Genomic DNA, 15,081 nt, shown 5'->3' on the forward strand with positions numbered 1-15,081 from the left:
CTAGTAGACCTGATAGATTATTAACAATAAGTTGACAGGGGTAGCGCTCATACGCCATAACAATATGGTAAAATAAAAACCTATATTAACGTTCTGTGGGTTTTCTCATGCTCATTCGTTTTGCAACTTATCGTTCTAAAACCTCATTAGCTACCCGTTTAATTACCAGTGTCATCACCGTGGCTGGCATTGTTGGTTTGGCAGGTTGTGATAATGCCCAATCGCGCACACCCGTCAATTCTGAAAGTCAGAAACACGAAGCGAGTAGCAGCTCAGCCACCGTGACAAAAAATGAATCACAGCTACAGCAAATGCTGGCGGCAAATTTAGCCGAATCAGGTATCACCGCAAAGATTACCTCGGTGACAGCGACCAGTATGCCAAATATCTATTGGGTTAAAGCCGAAGGTTTACCGGCGTTTTTCACCGATGCGACAGGTCAATATGTAGTACAAGGCGATATCATCAAAGTCGGTGGTGCCAAACCTGAGCATATCTCAGCGAACTTGCAAGCGCAAGATGCGAAAGCCAGTCTTGCCACTATTGATAAAAAAGACATGATTATCTTCCCTGCTAAGGGGCAGACGAAAGCGGCAATCTATGTGTTTACCGATGCAGATTGTGGTTATTGCCGTAAATTCCACAGTGAAATTGATGAAGTAAATGCACTGGGTATCGAAGTGCGTTATCTACCTTGGCCACGTAGTGAACAAACCATGCCTATCATGGAAAAAATCTGGTGCAGCAGTGACCGCAAAAAAGCTTTAACCGATGCCAAATTGGGCCTGCCTATCAATGCACCGACTTGCAGTAACCCCGTACGTAAAATTTATGAGTTAGGCGCAAATTTAGGTATCAATGGCACCCCAGCCGTGTTTGACACAGAAGGTCATCAACTTGGCGGTTATGTGCCACCTGCTGAATTGGCACAGGCGCTCAACCTCAAATAAGTTCACCCCTGATGGAATACAAACCAGCTAGTACTCATTAGCTGGTTTTTTTATTTTAATTTTTTTGGGCAATTGGATTTTATACCTTACCAATCACAAGTTAGCATGGTATATTTAGCTAGACAACTTTTGAACTTTTATTTTTATATTTTTGACATTTGAGAATTATTTTTATGAATAATCGACCTATTCAATTAGCGATTTTAGGGCTTGGTACTGTGGGTACTGGGGTGGTTGAACTACTACAAAACAACCTTGATGAAATGACACGTCGCACAGGGCGTGAGATTAAAATCACCCACGTAGGGACGCGTCGCAACCGTACCGATATTCCAACAGACATCAAACAATCTGCCGATTTGCTTGCTATCATTCAGCAAGATGATGTGGATATTGTGGTGGAATTGATGGGCGGTACCACCACGGCTAAAGAGGTGATTTTAGCGGCAATCGAGCATGGCAAACATATTGTGACTGCCAACAAAGCATTATTGGCAGAACATGGCAATGAGATTTTTGCCAAGGCAGATGCCAACGGCGTCAAAGTGGCGTATGAAGCCGCGGTTGCCGGCGGTATTCCGATTATCAAAATCTTGCGTGAAGGCTTAGCTGCCAACAAAATCGATTGGCTTGCAGGTATCATCAATGGTACAGGCAACTTTATCATGACTGAAATGCGCGATAAAAAGCGCGACTTTGCAGATGTCCTCGCTGAAGCCCAAGCGCTGGGTTATGCCGAAGCCGATCCGACATTTGATGTCGAAGGGATTGATGCTGCGCATAAATTAACGCTACTTGCGTCAATTGCGTTTGGTATCCCGCTACAATTTGACAAAGTTTACTGTGAAGGCATTACCAAAATCACCCAGCAAGATGTACGTTATGCCAACGAGCTTGGCTACCGTATCAAGCATTTAGGGTTTGCCAAACGTCGTATTTTAGACAGTGGTGAAGAAGGTATTGAATTACGTGTACACCCGACTTTGATTCCAAAACAGGTGTTACTTGCCAATGTGAATGGGGTAAAAAATGCCATCATGGTTGACGCAGAGCCTGTCGGACAAACCTTGTATTACGGTTCGGGTGCTGGTGCAGGCGCGACCGCATCCGCTGTGATGGCAGATGTGGTGGACATGGTACGCGCCCTTGCAGAGACCAATGATTCAACCGCCAATTTGGTGCCGCATCTGGCATTCCAGCCTGAGACACTCAATAACACACGCATATTATCAAGTGATGAAATGATCACAGGCTACTATCTGCGTCTACAAGTCAAAGATGATTTGGGTGTACTAGCGGAAGTCACCCGCATTTTAAGTGAGTCTAAAATTAGTATTGATGCAATTTTGCAACAGCCAGCACATGATGATACTAGCACTGACTTGCCTGTCATTATTATGGTTGACCCCGTTGTTGAGCGCAATATGAATGAAGCGATTGCCAAAATTGAAGCGTTAGATACCGTGACCGATAAGGTGATACGCATTCGGTTGGATGAGTTGATGCAGTAAGATTTGGGTAGACTTAATTGGTATATTTTACAGTGTTTTCAGTAGTTTAATTTACATTTTAACTATGATAATATGAAATGTATCGCATTAGCAAAACTTAAAACATCTATTGTGATTGGCATGGTTGGCGTTTACAGCCTTGTTTATAGACCGTAATGATTTAGGTCGTAGTTTGCTTGTGACACCAAAAACCCTAACTCAAAGGAAATTTAATATGGAAAATTCAGTCGTAATCGTAGATGGCGTTCGCACCCCAATGGGTGGATTCCAAGGTGATTTGAACGAAGTATCAATGCCAGAGCTTGGTGCAACCGTCATTAAAGAAGCCGTTGACCGTGCTGGCGTAAAACCAGAAGAGATTGACGAAGTTATCATGGGTTGTATCTTAACCGCCGGTGCAGGACAAAGCCCAGCGCGTCAAGCGATGCGTAAAGCAGGTATCCCAGATGCCACAGGCGCAGTCAATGTCAACAAACTTTGTGGTTCTGGTATGAAAGCTATCATGCTAGGTGCCAACTCAATTCGTAGTGGTGAGTTTGATATCGTGGTAGCAGGTGGTATGGAATCAATGACCAACGCCCCTTATGTACTACCAAAGGCACGTGGTGGTTATCGCATGGGAGATGGCGAGATCAAAGATACCATGTTCTTAGATGGTCTTAAAGATGCTGATACCGGCAAGTTAATGGGTGCATTTGCGCAAGAAATGGCAGATAAACGGGGCATCACACGTGAGGCGATGGATGCATTTGCTATCGAATCGCTAAAACGCGCCAATACTGCCATCAATGAAGGTCACTTCAAAAACGAAATCGTTCCAGTCACCGTGAAAACTCGTAAAGGCGATGTGGTCATTGACACGGACGAACAACCCGGTAAAGCTAATGTAGACAAAATCCCAACCTTAAAACCTGCGTTCTCAAAAGATGGTACCGTCACTGCCGCTAACTCAAGCTCAATCTCTGATGGGGCAGCCGCCGTTGTATTGATGTCAGAAGACAAAGCCAAAGAAAAAGGGTTAAAACCACTTGCACGTATCGTTGCCCAAGCTACCCACTCACAACACCCAAGCGAATTTACCATCGCGCCCATCGAGTGTGTGAAAAAAGTTTTAGCAAAAGCTGGCTGGACTAAAGAAGACGTTGATCTTTGGGAAATCAATGAAGCATTCGCCATGGTAACCATGCTTGCTATGCAAGAAAATGACCTTGACCATGCTAAGGTTAATATCGAAGGCGGTGCTTGTGCATTAGGTCATCCCGTGGGGGCATCAGGTGCGCGTATCGTAGTCACACTCATCAACTCACTCAAACGCACAGGCGGCAAAAAAGGCATTGCTAGCCTATGTATCGGTGGCGGAGAAGCCGTTGCCTTAGCGATTGAATTAATCTAATTGTCTCATGCTAAAAAAATCCCTAAGCTATATTAGGGATTTTTTTTGCTTAACAATCGATCTATAACAATCGAACTATTAAGCAATCATCTGATTTTCATGTTGATATAACTGATGATTACCAAAGCTAAGAGATTGCCGATCACTGTCAAGTAAAAAGCCCTACGAAATTCTGGTTTGGTCGATTTATGGCGCAATAACCAATGGGCAAACGCCGCCCCTACCCATCCCCCAGCAAAAGCCAATTTATGAAGTGACGCTTCTTGCACACGCCAATCACCATTTTTGGCAGCTTTTTTGTCATGCGCGTACAGCAGATAGGTCGCCAAACTTATTGCAAAATACCAACCAATAATCCATAAGGGTAAGTGCTTAACCAGTACAACAGCGGTCAGTAACACAAAAAACAGCACCCCAATAGCCACCCACGTGAGTAATGTTTGATTTTTAAGGTCATTTTGAGCTTGACGAACTTGGCGGGCATTCTGTTGGGCAATTTTTTGTCTGACAAACGTCTGTTGCTGCACGTTGACAGCGCAGGGTTTGCCATCTCTGCCTTGCCCTATTTCAAAAACTACCGCTTCATTAAGCACAGGGCGTTGGTTCGCTCGGTATTCGCTGATATGAAAAAAAATAGCTGGGTCTTGCAAATTGTTATCCGTTCGCTCAATAAACCCAAAGCCCTTATCATCCTGCCAGCAGGTTATTTTGCCCTGATATTTTTTCATTAAAATCACCTAGTGCTATGTTTTTATAACGCATTTTTTATAATGCATTATTGGGGTTTACAGCCATGGTTTGCGCAATGTGCTCTACCCAATTTTTTTATATGTTTTTACTTTATTGCTAAAAGCCAATTTTTTTTACGCTTGGTTGCAAAAGTTACTTAAGACAACTGCCAATTACACCCTCTAAACAAAAATTTATCAAATCCTACTACTTAATGGGAGCTTTTTTCAGTAATCTTGTTTGCAAGTCGAACGATTAAGCGTATGGCATTTTTCATCGTTTTTCTCATCGGCGATTTCAACAATCAAGTATCTGTTTCAACAACCAAGTAGCTGTGAAACATCTAATTTGTTGAATTTTAAAAATTTTATTATAACAACTTTCATTTAACTATAAAAAATTATCTTATATTTATTTAGTTTTTAACTTAACTACCTTAATAAAAAATAAACAATAAGATATCTAAAGGAGATTTTTCCATGGCAAGTTTAATACGTTTACGCGATATCCAAGACACCCACGTTGACCTTTTAGGTAACGATTATTTTGATCCAACTGGTAAAACCGCTTATGGCGCCAATGGCGACAAAGTGGGTAGTATTCAAGGTGCTTTAGTTGATGAGAGCACAGGCCGCATTCGCTACTTCATTGTAGATGTAGGTGGCTGGTTTAGCTCGAAAGAAGTTTTAGTACCAGCGGGTCTAGCTCGTATTCAAGACGACAATGTATACTTTGATTCGCTCAGCCGAGATACTGTTGAAACAATGGATAGCTACGATCCTGACTACAACTACAGTATTGAAGAACAAACGGTTCGTGACCGTCACGTATTTGACCGTGCGGCCACACCTGTTAAGCTTACTGATAACGATTACCAATCACCTAATACATTACAGTTACTTGAAGAACGCATTTCAGTCAATAAAGACAAAATCGTAGCGGGTTTATTAAAAGTTGGTAAACATGTTGTGTCTGAGCCCCGCACTGTCAATGTTGAGTTAACTGAAGAACAAGCGCATATTCAGCGTACGCCAGTTAACAGACCTACTGACCGCAGCATTGGTGATAATGACAATGCTACTATTGAGGTTGAACTTGAAGCAGAACGTGCAAATGTCAACAAACAAACTTATGTCACTGAAGAAGTTAACGTAGATAAAGTGGCACAAACTCGCACTGAGACCTTTAATGAAACCGTTCGCCGTGAAGAGTTAGATGTACAAAAAGATGGCGTTGAGCGTGTAACAGGTGTTGATACCGTCGATGGTAATGTATCACCTGCATTTGATCCAAATGCGCCCCGTAAACTTTGATAATTAATATCATTAAAAATAAAGTTTAACTTCTGCCAACGGTGTTGCCATTGGCTTGAAAAAGGCAGATGATTTCATCTGTCTTTTTTGTGGTTGTCATATATTATTATAAAATTTTGGAACAATAACTTTGCAATGGAAAACACTCGATGAAAAACCCGATGATGAATACTACTGAACTAAACACCCCTGATAGCCATACTCATGATAACATTGTCAAAACCGTCGATCTTCGTGAAGATACCACCAACACCTTAGAACTGTTAGCTGAACGCCCCCAAGTGCAAATTGAGCGGTTTGTTAAAGACAATATTAAATTATCAAAAAAAATCATCAGCCAAACGGTTAACGTTCCTGTGACACTCAATCAAGAAGTGTTAGTGATTGAACATGTATTTGCAAAGCCTAGTGCCTCTCAAGATAATTTAGTCAGCGTAGTTACTAATAACGTCAATGTGCCACAGTTGATGGTAAATGGGCAAGCCATTACTTTAGGCGATACCGCGATTGAGATTCCTCTACTTCAACAAATAGCTAAAGTAAATATTGAAACCATTGTGGCGGAAAAAGTACAGTTAATGACTCAAAATGTCAGTCATGAAACGCAAATTCCTGTAACCCTGCGCCATGAGGAATTGGTTACTGAAAAAGTTGAATACGATGAACCAACAGTATTGGCGACAACGCATATCTCACCTGAAGAGGTTAACCTAGTTTCAAAGTAATCCCATTCTACTTGCTCTCTTTGGCGTGTGTGGGTATGTAATTTGGGTGTGGCATACACCAACATAAGTGTCATAATGCCACACCCAGCATTTTCAATTGATTAGGTCTAACCCATTAAACTCAATGATGGGCGGGTAATATCGATTTATGGGTAATCTCTGGCAGTAAATCCAAAAACCCTTGAATATAAGCCACCTCTTTACTTGTGCTGCGGGTCGCCGCATAAAGCTGGCAAAACACGCCTTCCCCCAGCGCCCTTGATATTACCCAGCCTTTTTTTTCGTATTCATTGACCACCCAATTCGGTAACGAGGCAACCCCTCGTTCACTGGCAACCAGCTGAATTAACATGGCGGTCAATTCTGTGGTTCTTAGTTTCTTGGGCGCAAGTCCTGCAGGCGCAAAAAAATGCGCGATGATATCTAGCCGCTTGGCTTCCACAGGATAGACGATGAGCGTTTCATCAATCAAATCTTCTGGCAAAATCGGCGATTTTTTATCGACTAATGGGTGTGTCGGTGACAACACCAAGCGACTTTCATATTGGAATAACGGCAGATAGCTGATGCCCTCCAAGGGTAAGCGACTGGCTGTGATGAGCACATCAATTTCTTCATCGAGTAGCATTTGGTGAGGCTCAGGTTCAAAGCCTGAGCTAAAGTCCAGCTCAACGTCTTGCCATTCTCTGCGATAACGATTAAGAATAGGCATCAACCAATCAAAACAGCTATGACATTCTGAGGCCAAACGCAATTGCCCCGTTTGACCACGACCCAGTCTTTTAAGGTTGGCAGTGGTACGATTAAATTGCGGTAGCACACTGTCCGCAAGCTTGAGTACTTCTTTGCCTGCCGGGGTAAAGCTTAGCGGTCTTGAGCGGCGATTGACGAGGCTAACACCATAATAATTTTCGATTTCTTTAAGCTGATGGGAGACTGCTGATGCAGTAACATACAATTCCTCAGCCGCGGCAGCAAGCGAGCCTTGCTCACGTAGCGCGGTCAATAATTGAAGGTGGCGGATTTCAAGCATAAAATAATTTTACCGTTTGCCAAGCCCAAAAGAAAAAAGTTCACGATTTGGTGAAACCATGAACTACTTTAACAAGAAACGTGAAAAAAGTTAATCAATTTCAATTCAAAGCGGCAGTATTACCTATTCACCTTGACTAACTATCGCTGATAATTAGATTTTCGTCGTCTTTTATATAACGGGTCACGAGTAATTGGTCAATTTTATGATGATCAATATCGACTACTTCAAATTTATAACCTTGATATTCAACAAAATCCGCAGGACGGGGAATTTTACGCAGTTTATACATCATAAAACCCGCTAAAGTTTCATAATTATCCCAATCAGGAAAATCTTCGATACCGAGCGCATGTTTGACATTTTCAATCGGGGTGGTACCTTCAATCAGCCATGAGAATTCATCACGCTGGATAATCTGCTGCTCATCTTCAATCGGTGCGACCCAGTCCCCCATCACTGTCATCATGATATCAGATAGCGTAATGACACCGACAATGAGCGCATACTCGTTCATCACCACAGCAAATTTTTCTTTACTGGAGCGAAAACGGTCTAGCAGCTCAGATAAGGTTAAGGTATCGGGGATGATTAATACATTACGAATCGTAGTTTCATTGAGCAAAATTTGCGACTGGTTACTAAGAAGTTTTACCAAGATATCTTTGGTATCAACATAGCCAATCACTTCATCAATACTATCTTTACATACCAAAAATTTTGAATACGGGTAACTTGCGATTTTTTGGCGGATACTTTGCTCAGACTCGCCAAGGGTAAAATACACCACATCCTCACGGGTGGTCATGCTAGAGGGCACGTTGCGTTCTTCAAGCTCAAAGACGTTTTCGATAAAGTGATGTTCTTGCTTGAGCAATACCCCCGCCTGCGCCCCTGCATCCACCACAGCCGAAACGTCATCAAAGGTGATATTTTCTTCTCTCACCATGTTGACTTTAAAAATTCTAAAAATCAGATTTGCCAGCCCATTGATAATCCAAGCCAGCGGCTTAAATAATTTGATTGACAGTAGTACAGGCTCAATCACCGCTAACGCCACGCGTTCTGGGTTAATCATGCCAATGCGTTTAGGAATCAAATCGGCAAACAAAATAAACAACAAAGTGACAAACAAAAATGACATTATAAAACCGATATTATCAAGCATTTTGCCTTGATAAAATGGGGAAATAAGGTCAATAAAGTAGGGGCGAAGCGCAGACTCACCGACGATACCGCCCAAAATTGCCACGGCATTTAGCCCAATTTGTGAGGTAGCAAAAAATTCGGCAGAATTTTCTTGTAAATGCAAAATTTTATTGGCGCGATTGTCACCCGATTCTGCCAACAACTTTAGCTTGATGCGCCTAGCCCCTGCCAAGGCGATTTCGGAAATGGAGAAAAAACTGGAAATCAACACTAATATACAAATAATTAGTAGATTTTGAAATAAACTCACAATACACCCATATTTATCTATTTTTATCTATTTTTATCTAGATAACATAACAGATTTGGTAAAAAATTTCTTAGATTTTATAGTAAAACAATAGTAGTAAGCAAACAGTGATAAAGAAGAAGGGATAAAAAATTAGTAAAAAATATGGGTAAAAAACTTTACGCGTAAAAAAACCCTTGATTGAAATCAAGGGCTTTTTTGATAACAAAATAATTATACACGTTCAATAATGGTGGCAATCCCTTGACCCAGACCAATACACATGGTGGCAAGACCGAGTTGGGTGTCTTGTTGTTCCATCACATTTAGAAGTGTGGTGGTGATACGTGCACCAGAACAGCCTAGTGGGTGACCTAATGCAATAGCACCACCGTTTAGGTTAACGATGTCTAATTTGTCTTGTAGGTTTAAGCCCTTAAGAACCGATAAGCCCTGTGCGGCAAATGCTTCGTTAAGTTCGATGGTTTGCATATCGTCGATGCTCATGCCAGCGCGTTTTAAGGCTTTTTGGGTAGCAGGTACTGGACCGTAACCCATGATAGCGGCATCACAGCCTGCAACTGCCATACCGCGAATACGGGCACGCGGTGTTAACCCTAAGTCTTTGGCTTTTTGTGCAGACATGATAAGCATCGCAGATGCACCGTCAGACAAGGCTGATGAGGTGGCGGCTGTCACTGTACCACCTTTAGGATCAAATACGGGACGTAATGCCGCAAATGATTGCATGTTGGCATCAGGACGAATCACTTCATCGATGGTGCAAAGTTGTAGGTTACCGTTTTCGTCATGACCTTCAATGCCGATGATTTCGTTTTTGAAACGACCTTGCTGTGTCGCTTCCCACGCACGGCGATGTGATTCTACACCAAACGCATCTTGTTCTTGACGGCTGATGTTATTCATACGTCCAAGCATTTCAGCGGTTAAACCCATCATGTTAGAGGCTTTTGCATAGTATTTTGAAGCCTCTGGGTTGATGTCAATACCGTGCATCATGCCCACGTGACCCATGTGCTCAACACCGCCGATAATAAACACATCACCTTGACCGGTCATGATTTGTGCCGCTGCGGTGTGAAGTGCTTGCATGGATGAACCACATAGACGGTTGACCGTTTGACCTGCTGTGGTACGGGGTAATTCAGCCAATAAACCGATGTTACGACCGATGTTCATACCTTGTTCTAGGGTTTGGTTGACACAGCCCCAGATGACATCTTCTACAAGTTTGGTATCAAACGGGTTACGCGCTACCAAAGCTTTAACGAGCTCCGCAGACATGCTGTCAGCGCGTACATTGCGGAACATACCATTTTTTGATTTGCCCATTGCGGTACGAACGCCATCGACAATCACGACATCTTTTGGACTTAATGTAGTCATTCTATTCTCCTTAAAATTTATAATCGTCGATTACGCTTGTGGGTAAAAAGTTTTACCATTTGCCGCCATATCACGGATCATTTGTGGCGCTTCATAGGCTTTACCTAAGCTTGCGTATTTGTCGCAAAGGGCTAGGTAATTTTGTAGGCCGATTTGGTCGATATAACGGCATGGACCACCACGGAATGGCGGGAAACCGATACCCATAATCATCGCCATGTCTGCTTCTGCAGGCGTCGATACGATGTTGTCCTCTAAGCAGCGAACCGTTTCATTACATAATGCAATCATCATGCGATCGATGATTTCTTGGTCTTCAAACTGTTTTGGCGCATCGATAAATGGTTTTAGTAATTCAACGGTTTGTGGATCGGCAGTTTTAACTGGCTTGCCTTTTTTATCCGTTTCATATTTGTAGAAACCAACGCCATTTTTTTGACCTAAACGATTGGCTTCAAACAATATCTGACCGCTTACTTTGTAGTCTGGTTTCATACGGTCTGGGAAGCCTTGTGCCATCACTTCTGCCCCATGAACGCCTGTGTCGATACCCACAACGTCCATCAAGTAAGCAGGACCCATTGGCCAGCCAAATTTTTCCATGACTTTGTCAATTTGAACAAAATCAGCGCCTTGTTTGATCAATAAGTCAAACGCACCGAAGTAAGGGAATAATACGCGGTTTACTAAGAAACCTGGGCAGTCATTTACCACCACGGGCACTTTACCCATTTTTTCTGCTAACGCTACCGTGGTCGCTACCGCTTCTTCGCTGGATTTTTCACCACGAATTACTTCAACCAGCGGCATACGATGGACTGGGTTAAAGAAGTGCATGCCGACGAAGTTTTCTGGGCGCTCTAGTACCGAAGCTAGGTAGGTGATAGAGATGGTCGAGGTGTTAGATGCTAGGATACAGTTGTCTTTAACTAGCCCTTCAACTTCTTTTAATACCGCGTGTTTAACTTTTGGATTTTCAACAACCGCTTCAATCACGATATCAGTCTCACCAAAATCACCGTAGTTGAGTGTAGGACGGATACGGCTTAAGGTTTCGCCCATTTGTTCTGGGGTTACTTTACCGCGTGCCATACCGCTTGATAGGTGTTTGACGGCCTCGCGCATACCTAAGTCAAGCTGCTCTGCCTTGATGTCTTTCATGATGATGGGCAAGCCTCTTGAGGCAGCTTGGTAAGCGATACCGCCACCCATGATACCTGCGCCCAATACAGCAGCTTGTTTAATATCATGCGCTTTGGCGCTGTGAGTTTTAGCGAGTTTACGAACGGCTTGGTCGTTTAAGAATAGACCGACTAGGCTTTCTGCTTGTGGGGTTTTTGCGGCTTTTGCAAAACCTGCAGATTCAATTTCTAAGGCTTTGTCACGGGGTAGGTTCACGTGTTTTTCGATGGACTCTAACGCGATTTTTGGCGCTGGGTAATGCGCTGGATTGGCTTTTGAGAACAGTACACCTTTGGCTGAATTAAATGCCATCGCTTGTTCGAGGGCGTTTAATTTGACTGGATTGATTTTTTCGTCATGGCGTGCTTTCCAATCTAGATCGCCTGCGATACATTTTTTGACTAAATCAATCGCCGAAGCTTCTAACTGGTCTGCGGCAACAACCGCATCCACCATACCGACTTTCAATGCAGCGGCTGGTTTTTGTGCTTCGCCAGTTGCGATGATTTCAAGCGCATTATCGATACCGATGATACGTGGCAAGCGCACTGAACCACCAAAGCCTGGGAAGATACCCAATTTAACTTCGGGCAAACCGATGCTCGCTTTGTCACTCATGACACGGTAGTCACACACCAACGTCATCTCTGTACCACCGCCCATGGATGCGCCATTGATTGCCGCAACTTTTGGAAAAGGCAAATCTTCAAAACGGTTGAATGTTTTGTTGATGTCAAATACCCAAGAAGCAATCTCGCCTTCTGGTTTTTTGAAATTACCAACAAATTCAGTGATGTCCGCACCAGCGATGAAAACTTTTTTTCCTGAAGTAACGATGAGACCTTTAACGTCTGAAGATTGTTCTAATGCCGTGACTGCTTCGCCAAATTCTTTGATGGTGGCTTGGTCAAATTTATTAACGCTCTCAGTTTGATTATCGTAGTTTAATTTAGCAATACCGTCTTCGAGTAGCGATACCGAGATGCTATTTCCTTGATAAATCATTGCTAACTCCTTGAGTTATGTTGAAATCAACGGGGAAAACCGAAAAAATGATGTTTTGCACGATGTCTTTATATGATGTCTTTAAAAGATGCTTGTGAAAAGATGCTTATTAAAATTTTTACATACCGCAGACAAAACAAAATCTTGACTAGTTTACTATGTTTGCGATAAGTTGAGAATAGCGCAAATGACTGTTTAGTCATTGGCTAGCAACGGGGCCGCTGCTGCCGCGGGTTTTGTTGCCAAACTTACTATCTTATCGGTAAGCCACAGTAAGCAAGCATATCATTGAATCGTCTAGAATAATCAAATGATTTGCTTGACATAGTTAGTGCTTAGAATAGTGGAATTGACGCAAATCTGTAAACTGCCAACAGGCACCTCACTTTCGAATTCCTGCAGATGCGCTTTGATAGCATCGGCAATGCGCTGCGCCAATGATTGAATGGTAGCGTCATCCCGCCCTGGCATCAGATAAAAATGCGCCATAACAAAGGCTTCATCTCCGCTATCGGTCAGTCCTACCAATACGTGATTTGGGTAGTAAATACGTGATTTGATATCACTTTGTAGCTTAAAATTGCCAGACTGCCATAGCGTATCATTGACCCGCGCTAATAGGCTATCGGGCTGACTAATAAGATGGTCGTGACTCACTTCAATAATGACATTGGGCATGGTGTTCTCCTTTATTCTTGAATTAAATCTGCAAACTTGGCGTTTACTGCGCCTGCTAAATCCGACGGCGACAACTCAATCTCCAAGCCGCGTCTACCGCCACTACAATAAATGGTTGCAAAGTGTTGTGCCGACTGATCGATGACCGTGGGCAGACGTTTTTTTTGACCTAGCGGGCTTACCCCACCTAGCACATAGCCTGTGGTACGTTCTACCAATTTGGGGTCTGCCATTTGTGCTTTTTTACTGCCGATGGCTTTGGCGATTTTTTTTAGGTTTAGTAAATGCTCAACAGGCAGTATGGCAACAGCGAGTTTGTCATTGTCGTCTTGTACCACCAAGGTTTTAAATACCCGCTTCGGCTTAACTTGTAGTTTCTCTGCCGCTTCAAGCCCATAGCTTTCACTATGCGCGTCATGCTGGTATTCATGTAACTGGAAGTTGATTTTTAGTTTTTTGGCAAGATTAACGGCAGGTGTCATGGCGGTTTCTTAACAGGGTGTGGTGATTGAACATAGCCATTCATCATACCCAAACTGCGGGTTAAAACAAAGCACATTGGGTATAAAAAACGTATAAAAAAACCAGCCAACTATTTTGCTAGTGACTGGTTTACTGCTGATGGCTTTATTACTGACTGGATGTAGTGAGATGCTCAATGCTAATTGCTGCATAAGCTTCATTGCATAGGCTTGAATGTATAGCCTTGATTTTATAGAGGGCGCAATACCTATTAGCTTGCTTTTGAGACCATATAATCAACCGCAGCTTTTACTTCCTCATCCGAGGCTTGGCTACCGCCTCTGGCTGGCATTACACCGGATTTTCCTTGATAGCCGACAATGGCGTGTTTATAAAGCGTGTCTTTACCTTGCGCAATGCGAGGTGCCCAATCGGCTTTATCACCAAGTTTTGGGGCGCCCATCAAGCCTGCTGTGTGACAAGTGGCACATACACTACCAAACAATTTTTCGCCAGCATCAGCAGAAACTGGGGTAGCAGTTGCTGTCGTCGTGGTGGCAGCGGCTGAGGCGGCTGTCGGTGGCACAAACGAAGCAGGCTGTGAAGCTACTGGCATGGGATGGTTTGCACGAGCGATTTCACCTTGCTCTGCGGCAATTTCTTCGGTTGGTTTGCTTTCGGCTGATTCATGCTTACTACATGCGCTCATGGTAAGACCCAAGGCAATCATAAGACTGGCTAGCGTGGCATTGCGTGTTGATATCGGTAGCATAACCTTTTCCTTTCAAATAAGGTGAAATCTAGTTTCACATCAATGTATAAATTTTTAATAGCCCTACAAACTGTTTTTGCATGGTAATGTTTTACGTGTTAATGTCGCCTGGCAAATGACTAGTACAACATCTAGTGGTATGTTGTTATCACATGAGAATTAGTGACTATATTAGCATTACTGCGGTATGAATAAAATAACATTTTAAAGCCACCTTGCTAAATCATTACTATCGTTGTGTATTTTGTTACGATAACGGGCAAAATTTTTTACTGGCTAGCTCAAACAGGGCAATTGGCTAAGAGAAGGATTTTCTAATTTAATAAGTTATTAAAAAGCTAAAATTTACATTGACTTACATGCAATATTTAGTTAAAATTCGCACCTATTTTTATCCTAATCTGAGCTGATGCCAAACCATGGGTAGGTTGGCTAATAATCACCTATACAGCCGGATTAATGTTCCTGACCCACTAACCCCGC

The 15,081-nt window shown here is 42.8% G+C and carries 13 protein-coding genes; 5 read left to right on the forward strand and 8 right to left on the reverse strand.

Translation table 11 applies throughout. The features are described 5' to 3' along the window. Nucleotides 1-107: 107 nt before the first annotated feature. From AXE82_RS04435 to AXE82_RS04445, 3 genes are all read left to right on the forward strand, one after another. On the forward strand, nt 108-950 hold the full coding sequence (locus tag AXE82_RS04435; RefSeq protein WP_007115537.1) for a DsbC family protein: 843 nt from the start codon (nt 108-110) through the stop codon (nt 948-950). Between the two features lie 173 nt (nt 951-1,123). Next, on the forward strand, nt 1,124-2,461 hold the full coding sequence (locus tag AXE82_RS04440; RefSeq protein WP_062331886.1) for a homoserine dehydrogenase: 1,338 nt from the start codon (nt 1,124-1,126) through the stop codon (nt 2,459-2,461). A gap of 214 nt (nt 2,462-2,675) precedes the next feature. Next, nucleotides 2,676-3,854 (forward strand): thiolase family protein, encoded by a 1,179-nt coding sequence (locus AXE82_RS04445; RefSeq protein WP_062331887.1) that lies wholly within the window; start codon nt 2,676-2,678, stop codon nt 3,852-3,854. Nucleotides 3,855-3,940: 86 nt separating this feature from the next. Here AXE82_RS04445 and AXE82_RS04450 read toward each other — a convergent pair whose 3' ends face one another. After that, nucleotides 3,941-4,582 carry a DUF1294 domain-containing protein gene (locus AXE82_RS04450; protein WP_062331888.1) on the reverse strand — a complete coding sequence of 214 codons (642 nt, stop codon included), beginning with the start codon at nt 4,580-4,582 and terminating at the stop codon, nt 3,941-3,943. Nucleotides 4,583-5,062: 480 nt separating this feature from the next. Between AXE82_RS04450 and AXE82_RS04455 the strand changes: the two genes are divergently transcribed. Together AXE82_RS04455 and AXE82_RS04460 are read left to right on the forward strand one after the other, a co-directional pair. Continuing rightward, nucleotides 5,063-5,896 carry a DUF2382 domain-containing protein gene (locus tag AXE82_RS04455; protein ID WP_062331891.1) on the forward strand — a complete coding sequence of 278 codons (834 nt, stop codon included), beginning with the start codon at nt 5,063-5,065 and terminating at the stop codon, nt 5,894-5,896. A 149-nt stretch (nt 5,897-6,045) separates the two neighbouring features. Next, nucleotides 6,046-6,621, forward strand: a complete 576-nt coding sequence (locus tag AXE82_RS04460; protein WP_062331893.1) for a DUF2382 domain-containing protein — start codon at nt 6,046-6,048, stop codon at nt 6,619-6,621. Between the two features lie 121 nt (nt 6,622-6,742). Here AXE82_RS04460 and AXE82_RS04465 read toward each other — a convergent pair whose 3' ends face one another. The 7 genes from AXE82_RS04465 to AXE82_RS04500 form a co-directional block, all read right to left on the reverse strand. Further along, entirely contained in the window at nt 6,743-7,654 is a 912-nt protein-coding gene (locus tag AXE82_RS04465) for a LysR family transcriptional regulator (RefSeq protein ID WP_062331897.1), read from the reverse strand. Nucleotides 7,655-7,790: 136 nt separating this feature from the next. Next, nucleotides 7,791-9,113, reverse strand: a complete 1,323-nt coding sequence (gene paeA, locus AXE82_RS04470) for a polyamine export protein PaeA (RefSeq protein ID WP_062331900.1) — start codon at nt 9,111-9,113, stop codon at nt 7,791-7,793. Between the two features lie 213 nt (nt 9,114-9,326). Beyond that, a complete protein-coding gene (gene fadA / locus AXE82_RS04475; RefSeq protein ID WP_062331903.1) occupies nt 9,327-10,499 on the reverse strand; it encodes an acetyl-CoA C-acyltransferase FadA in 1,173 nt (390 codons plus the stop codon). A gap of 30 nt (nt 10,500-10,529) precedes the next feature. After that, a complete protein-coding gene (fadB, locus tag AXE82_RS04480) occupies nt 10,530-12,686 on the reverse strand; it encodes a fatty acid oxidation complex subunit alpha FadB (RefSeq protein WP_062331905.1) in 2,157 nt (718 codons plus the stop codon). A gap of 306 nt (nt 12,687-12,992) precedes the next feature. Next, on the reverse strand, nt 12,993-13,364 hold the full coding sequence (locus AXE82_RS04485; RefSeq protein ID WP_062331908.1) for a 5-carboxymethyl-2-hydroxymuconate Delta-isomerase: 372 nt from the start codon (nt 13,362-13,364) through the stop codon (nt 12,993-12,995). Nucleotides 13,365-13,375: 11 nt separating this feature from the next. After that, on the reverse strand, nt 13,376-13,846 hold the full coding sequence (gene ybaK / locus AXE82_RS04490) for a Cys-tRNA(Pro) deacylase (RefSeq protein WP_062331912.1): 471 nt from the start codon (nt 13,844-13,846) through the stop codon (nt 13,376-13,378). Nucleotides 13,847-14,097: 251 nt separating this feature from the next. After that, entirely contained in the window at nt 14,098-14,598 is a 501-nt protein-coding gene (locus AXE82_RS04500; RefSeq protein WP_062331918.1) for a c-type cytochrome, read from the reverse strand. Between the last annotated feature and the right edge of the window lie 483 nt (nt 14,599-15,081).

Source organism: Moraxella osloensis, assembly GCF_001553955.1.
In the GTDB taxonomy this organism is placed as follows: domain Bacteria; phylum Pseudomonadota; class Gammaproteobacteria; order Pseudomonadales; family Moraxellaceae; genus Faucicola; species Faucicola osloensis.

What these genes read in the sequence shown, in the direction of transcription:
- AXE82_RS04465 (WP_062331897.1), bottom strand. Translation starts at nt 7,654, where the DNA reads ATGCTTGAAATCCGCCACCTTCAATTATTGACCGCGCTACGTGAGCAA.
- AXE82_RS04450 (WP_062331888.1), bottom strand. Translation starts at nt 4,582, where the DNA reads ATGAAAAAATATCAGGGCAAAATAACCTGCTGGCAGGATGATAAGGGC.
- AXE82_RS04445 (WP_062331887.1), top strand. Translation starts at nt 2,676, where the DNA reads ATGGAAAATTCAGTCGTAATCGTAGATGGCGTTCGCACCCCAATGGGT.
- AXE82_RS04460 (WP_062331893.1), top strand. Translation starts at nt 6,046, where the DNA reads ATGAAAAACCCGATGATGAATACTACTGAACTAAACACCCCTGATAGC.
- fadA (WP_062331903.1), bottom strand. Translation starts at nt 10,499, where the DNA reads ATGACTACATTAAGTCCAAAAGATGTCGTGATTGTCGATGGCGTTCGT.
- AXE82_RS04455 (WP_062331891.1), top strand. Translation starts at nt 5,063, where the DNA reads ATGGCAAGTTTAATACGTTTACGCGATATCCAAGACACCCACGTTGAC.
- AXE82_RS04435 (WP_007115537.1), top strand. Translation starts at nt 108, where the DNA reads ATGCTCATTCGTTTTGCAACTTATCGTTCTAAAACCTCATTAGCTACC.
- fadB (WP_062331905.1), bottom strand. Translation starts at nt 12,686, where the DNA reads ATGATTTATCAAGGAAATAGCATCTCGGTATCGCTACTCGAAGACGGT.
- ybaK (WP_062331912.1), bottom strand. Translation starts at nt 13,846, where the DNA reads ATGACACCTGCCGTTAATCTTGCCAAAAAACTAAAAATCAACTTCCAG.
- AXE82_RS04440 (WP_062331886.1), top strand. Translation starts at nt 1,124, where the DNA reads ATGAATAATCGACCTATTCAATTAGCGATTTTAGGGCTTGGTACTGTG.
- AXE82_RS04485 (WP_062331908.1), bottom strand. Translation starts at nt 13,364, where the DNA reads ATGCCCAATGTCATTATTGAAGTGAGTCACGACCATCTTATTAGTCAG.
- AXE82_RS04500 (WP_062331918.1), bottom strand. Translation starts at nt 14,598, where the DNA reads ATGCTACCGATATCAACACGCAATGCCACGCTAGCCAGTCTTATGATT.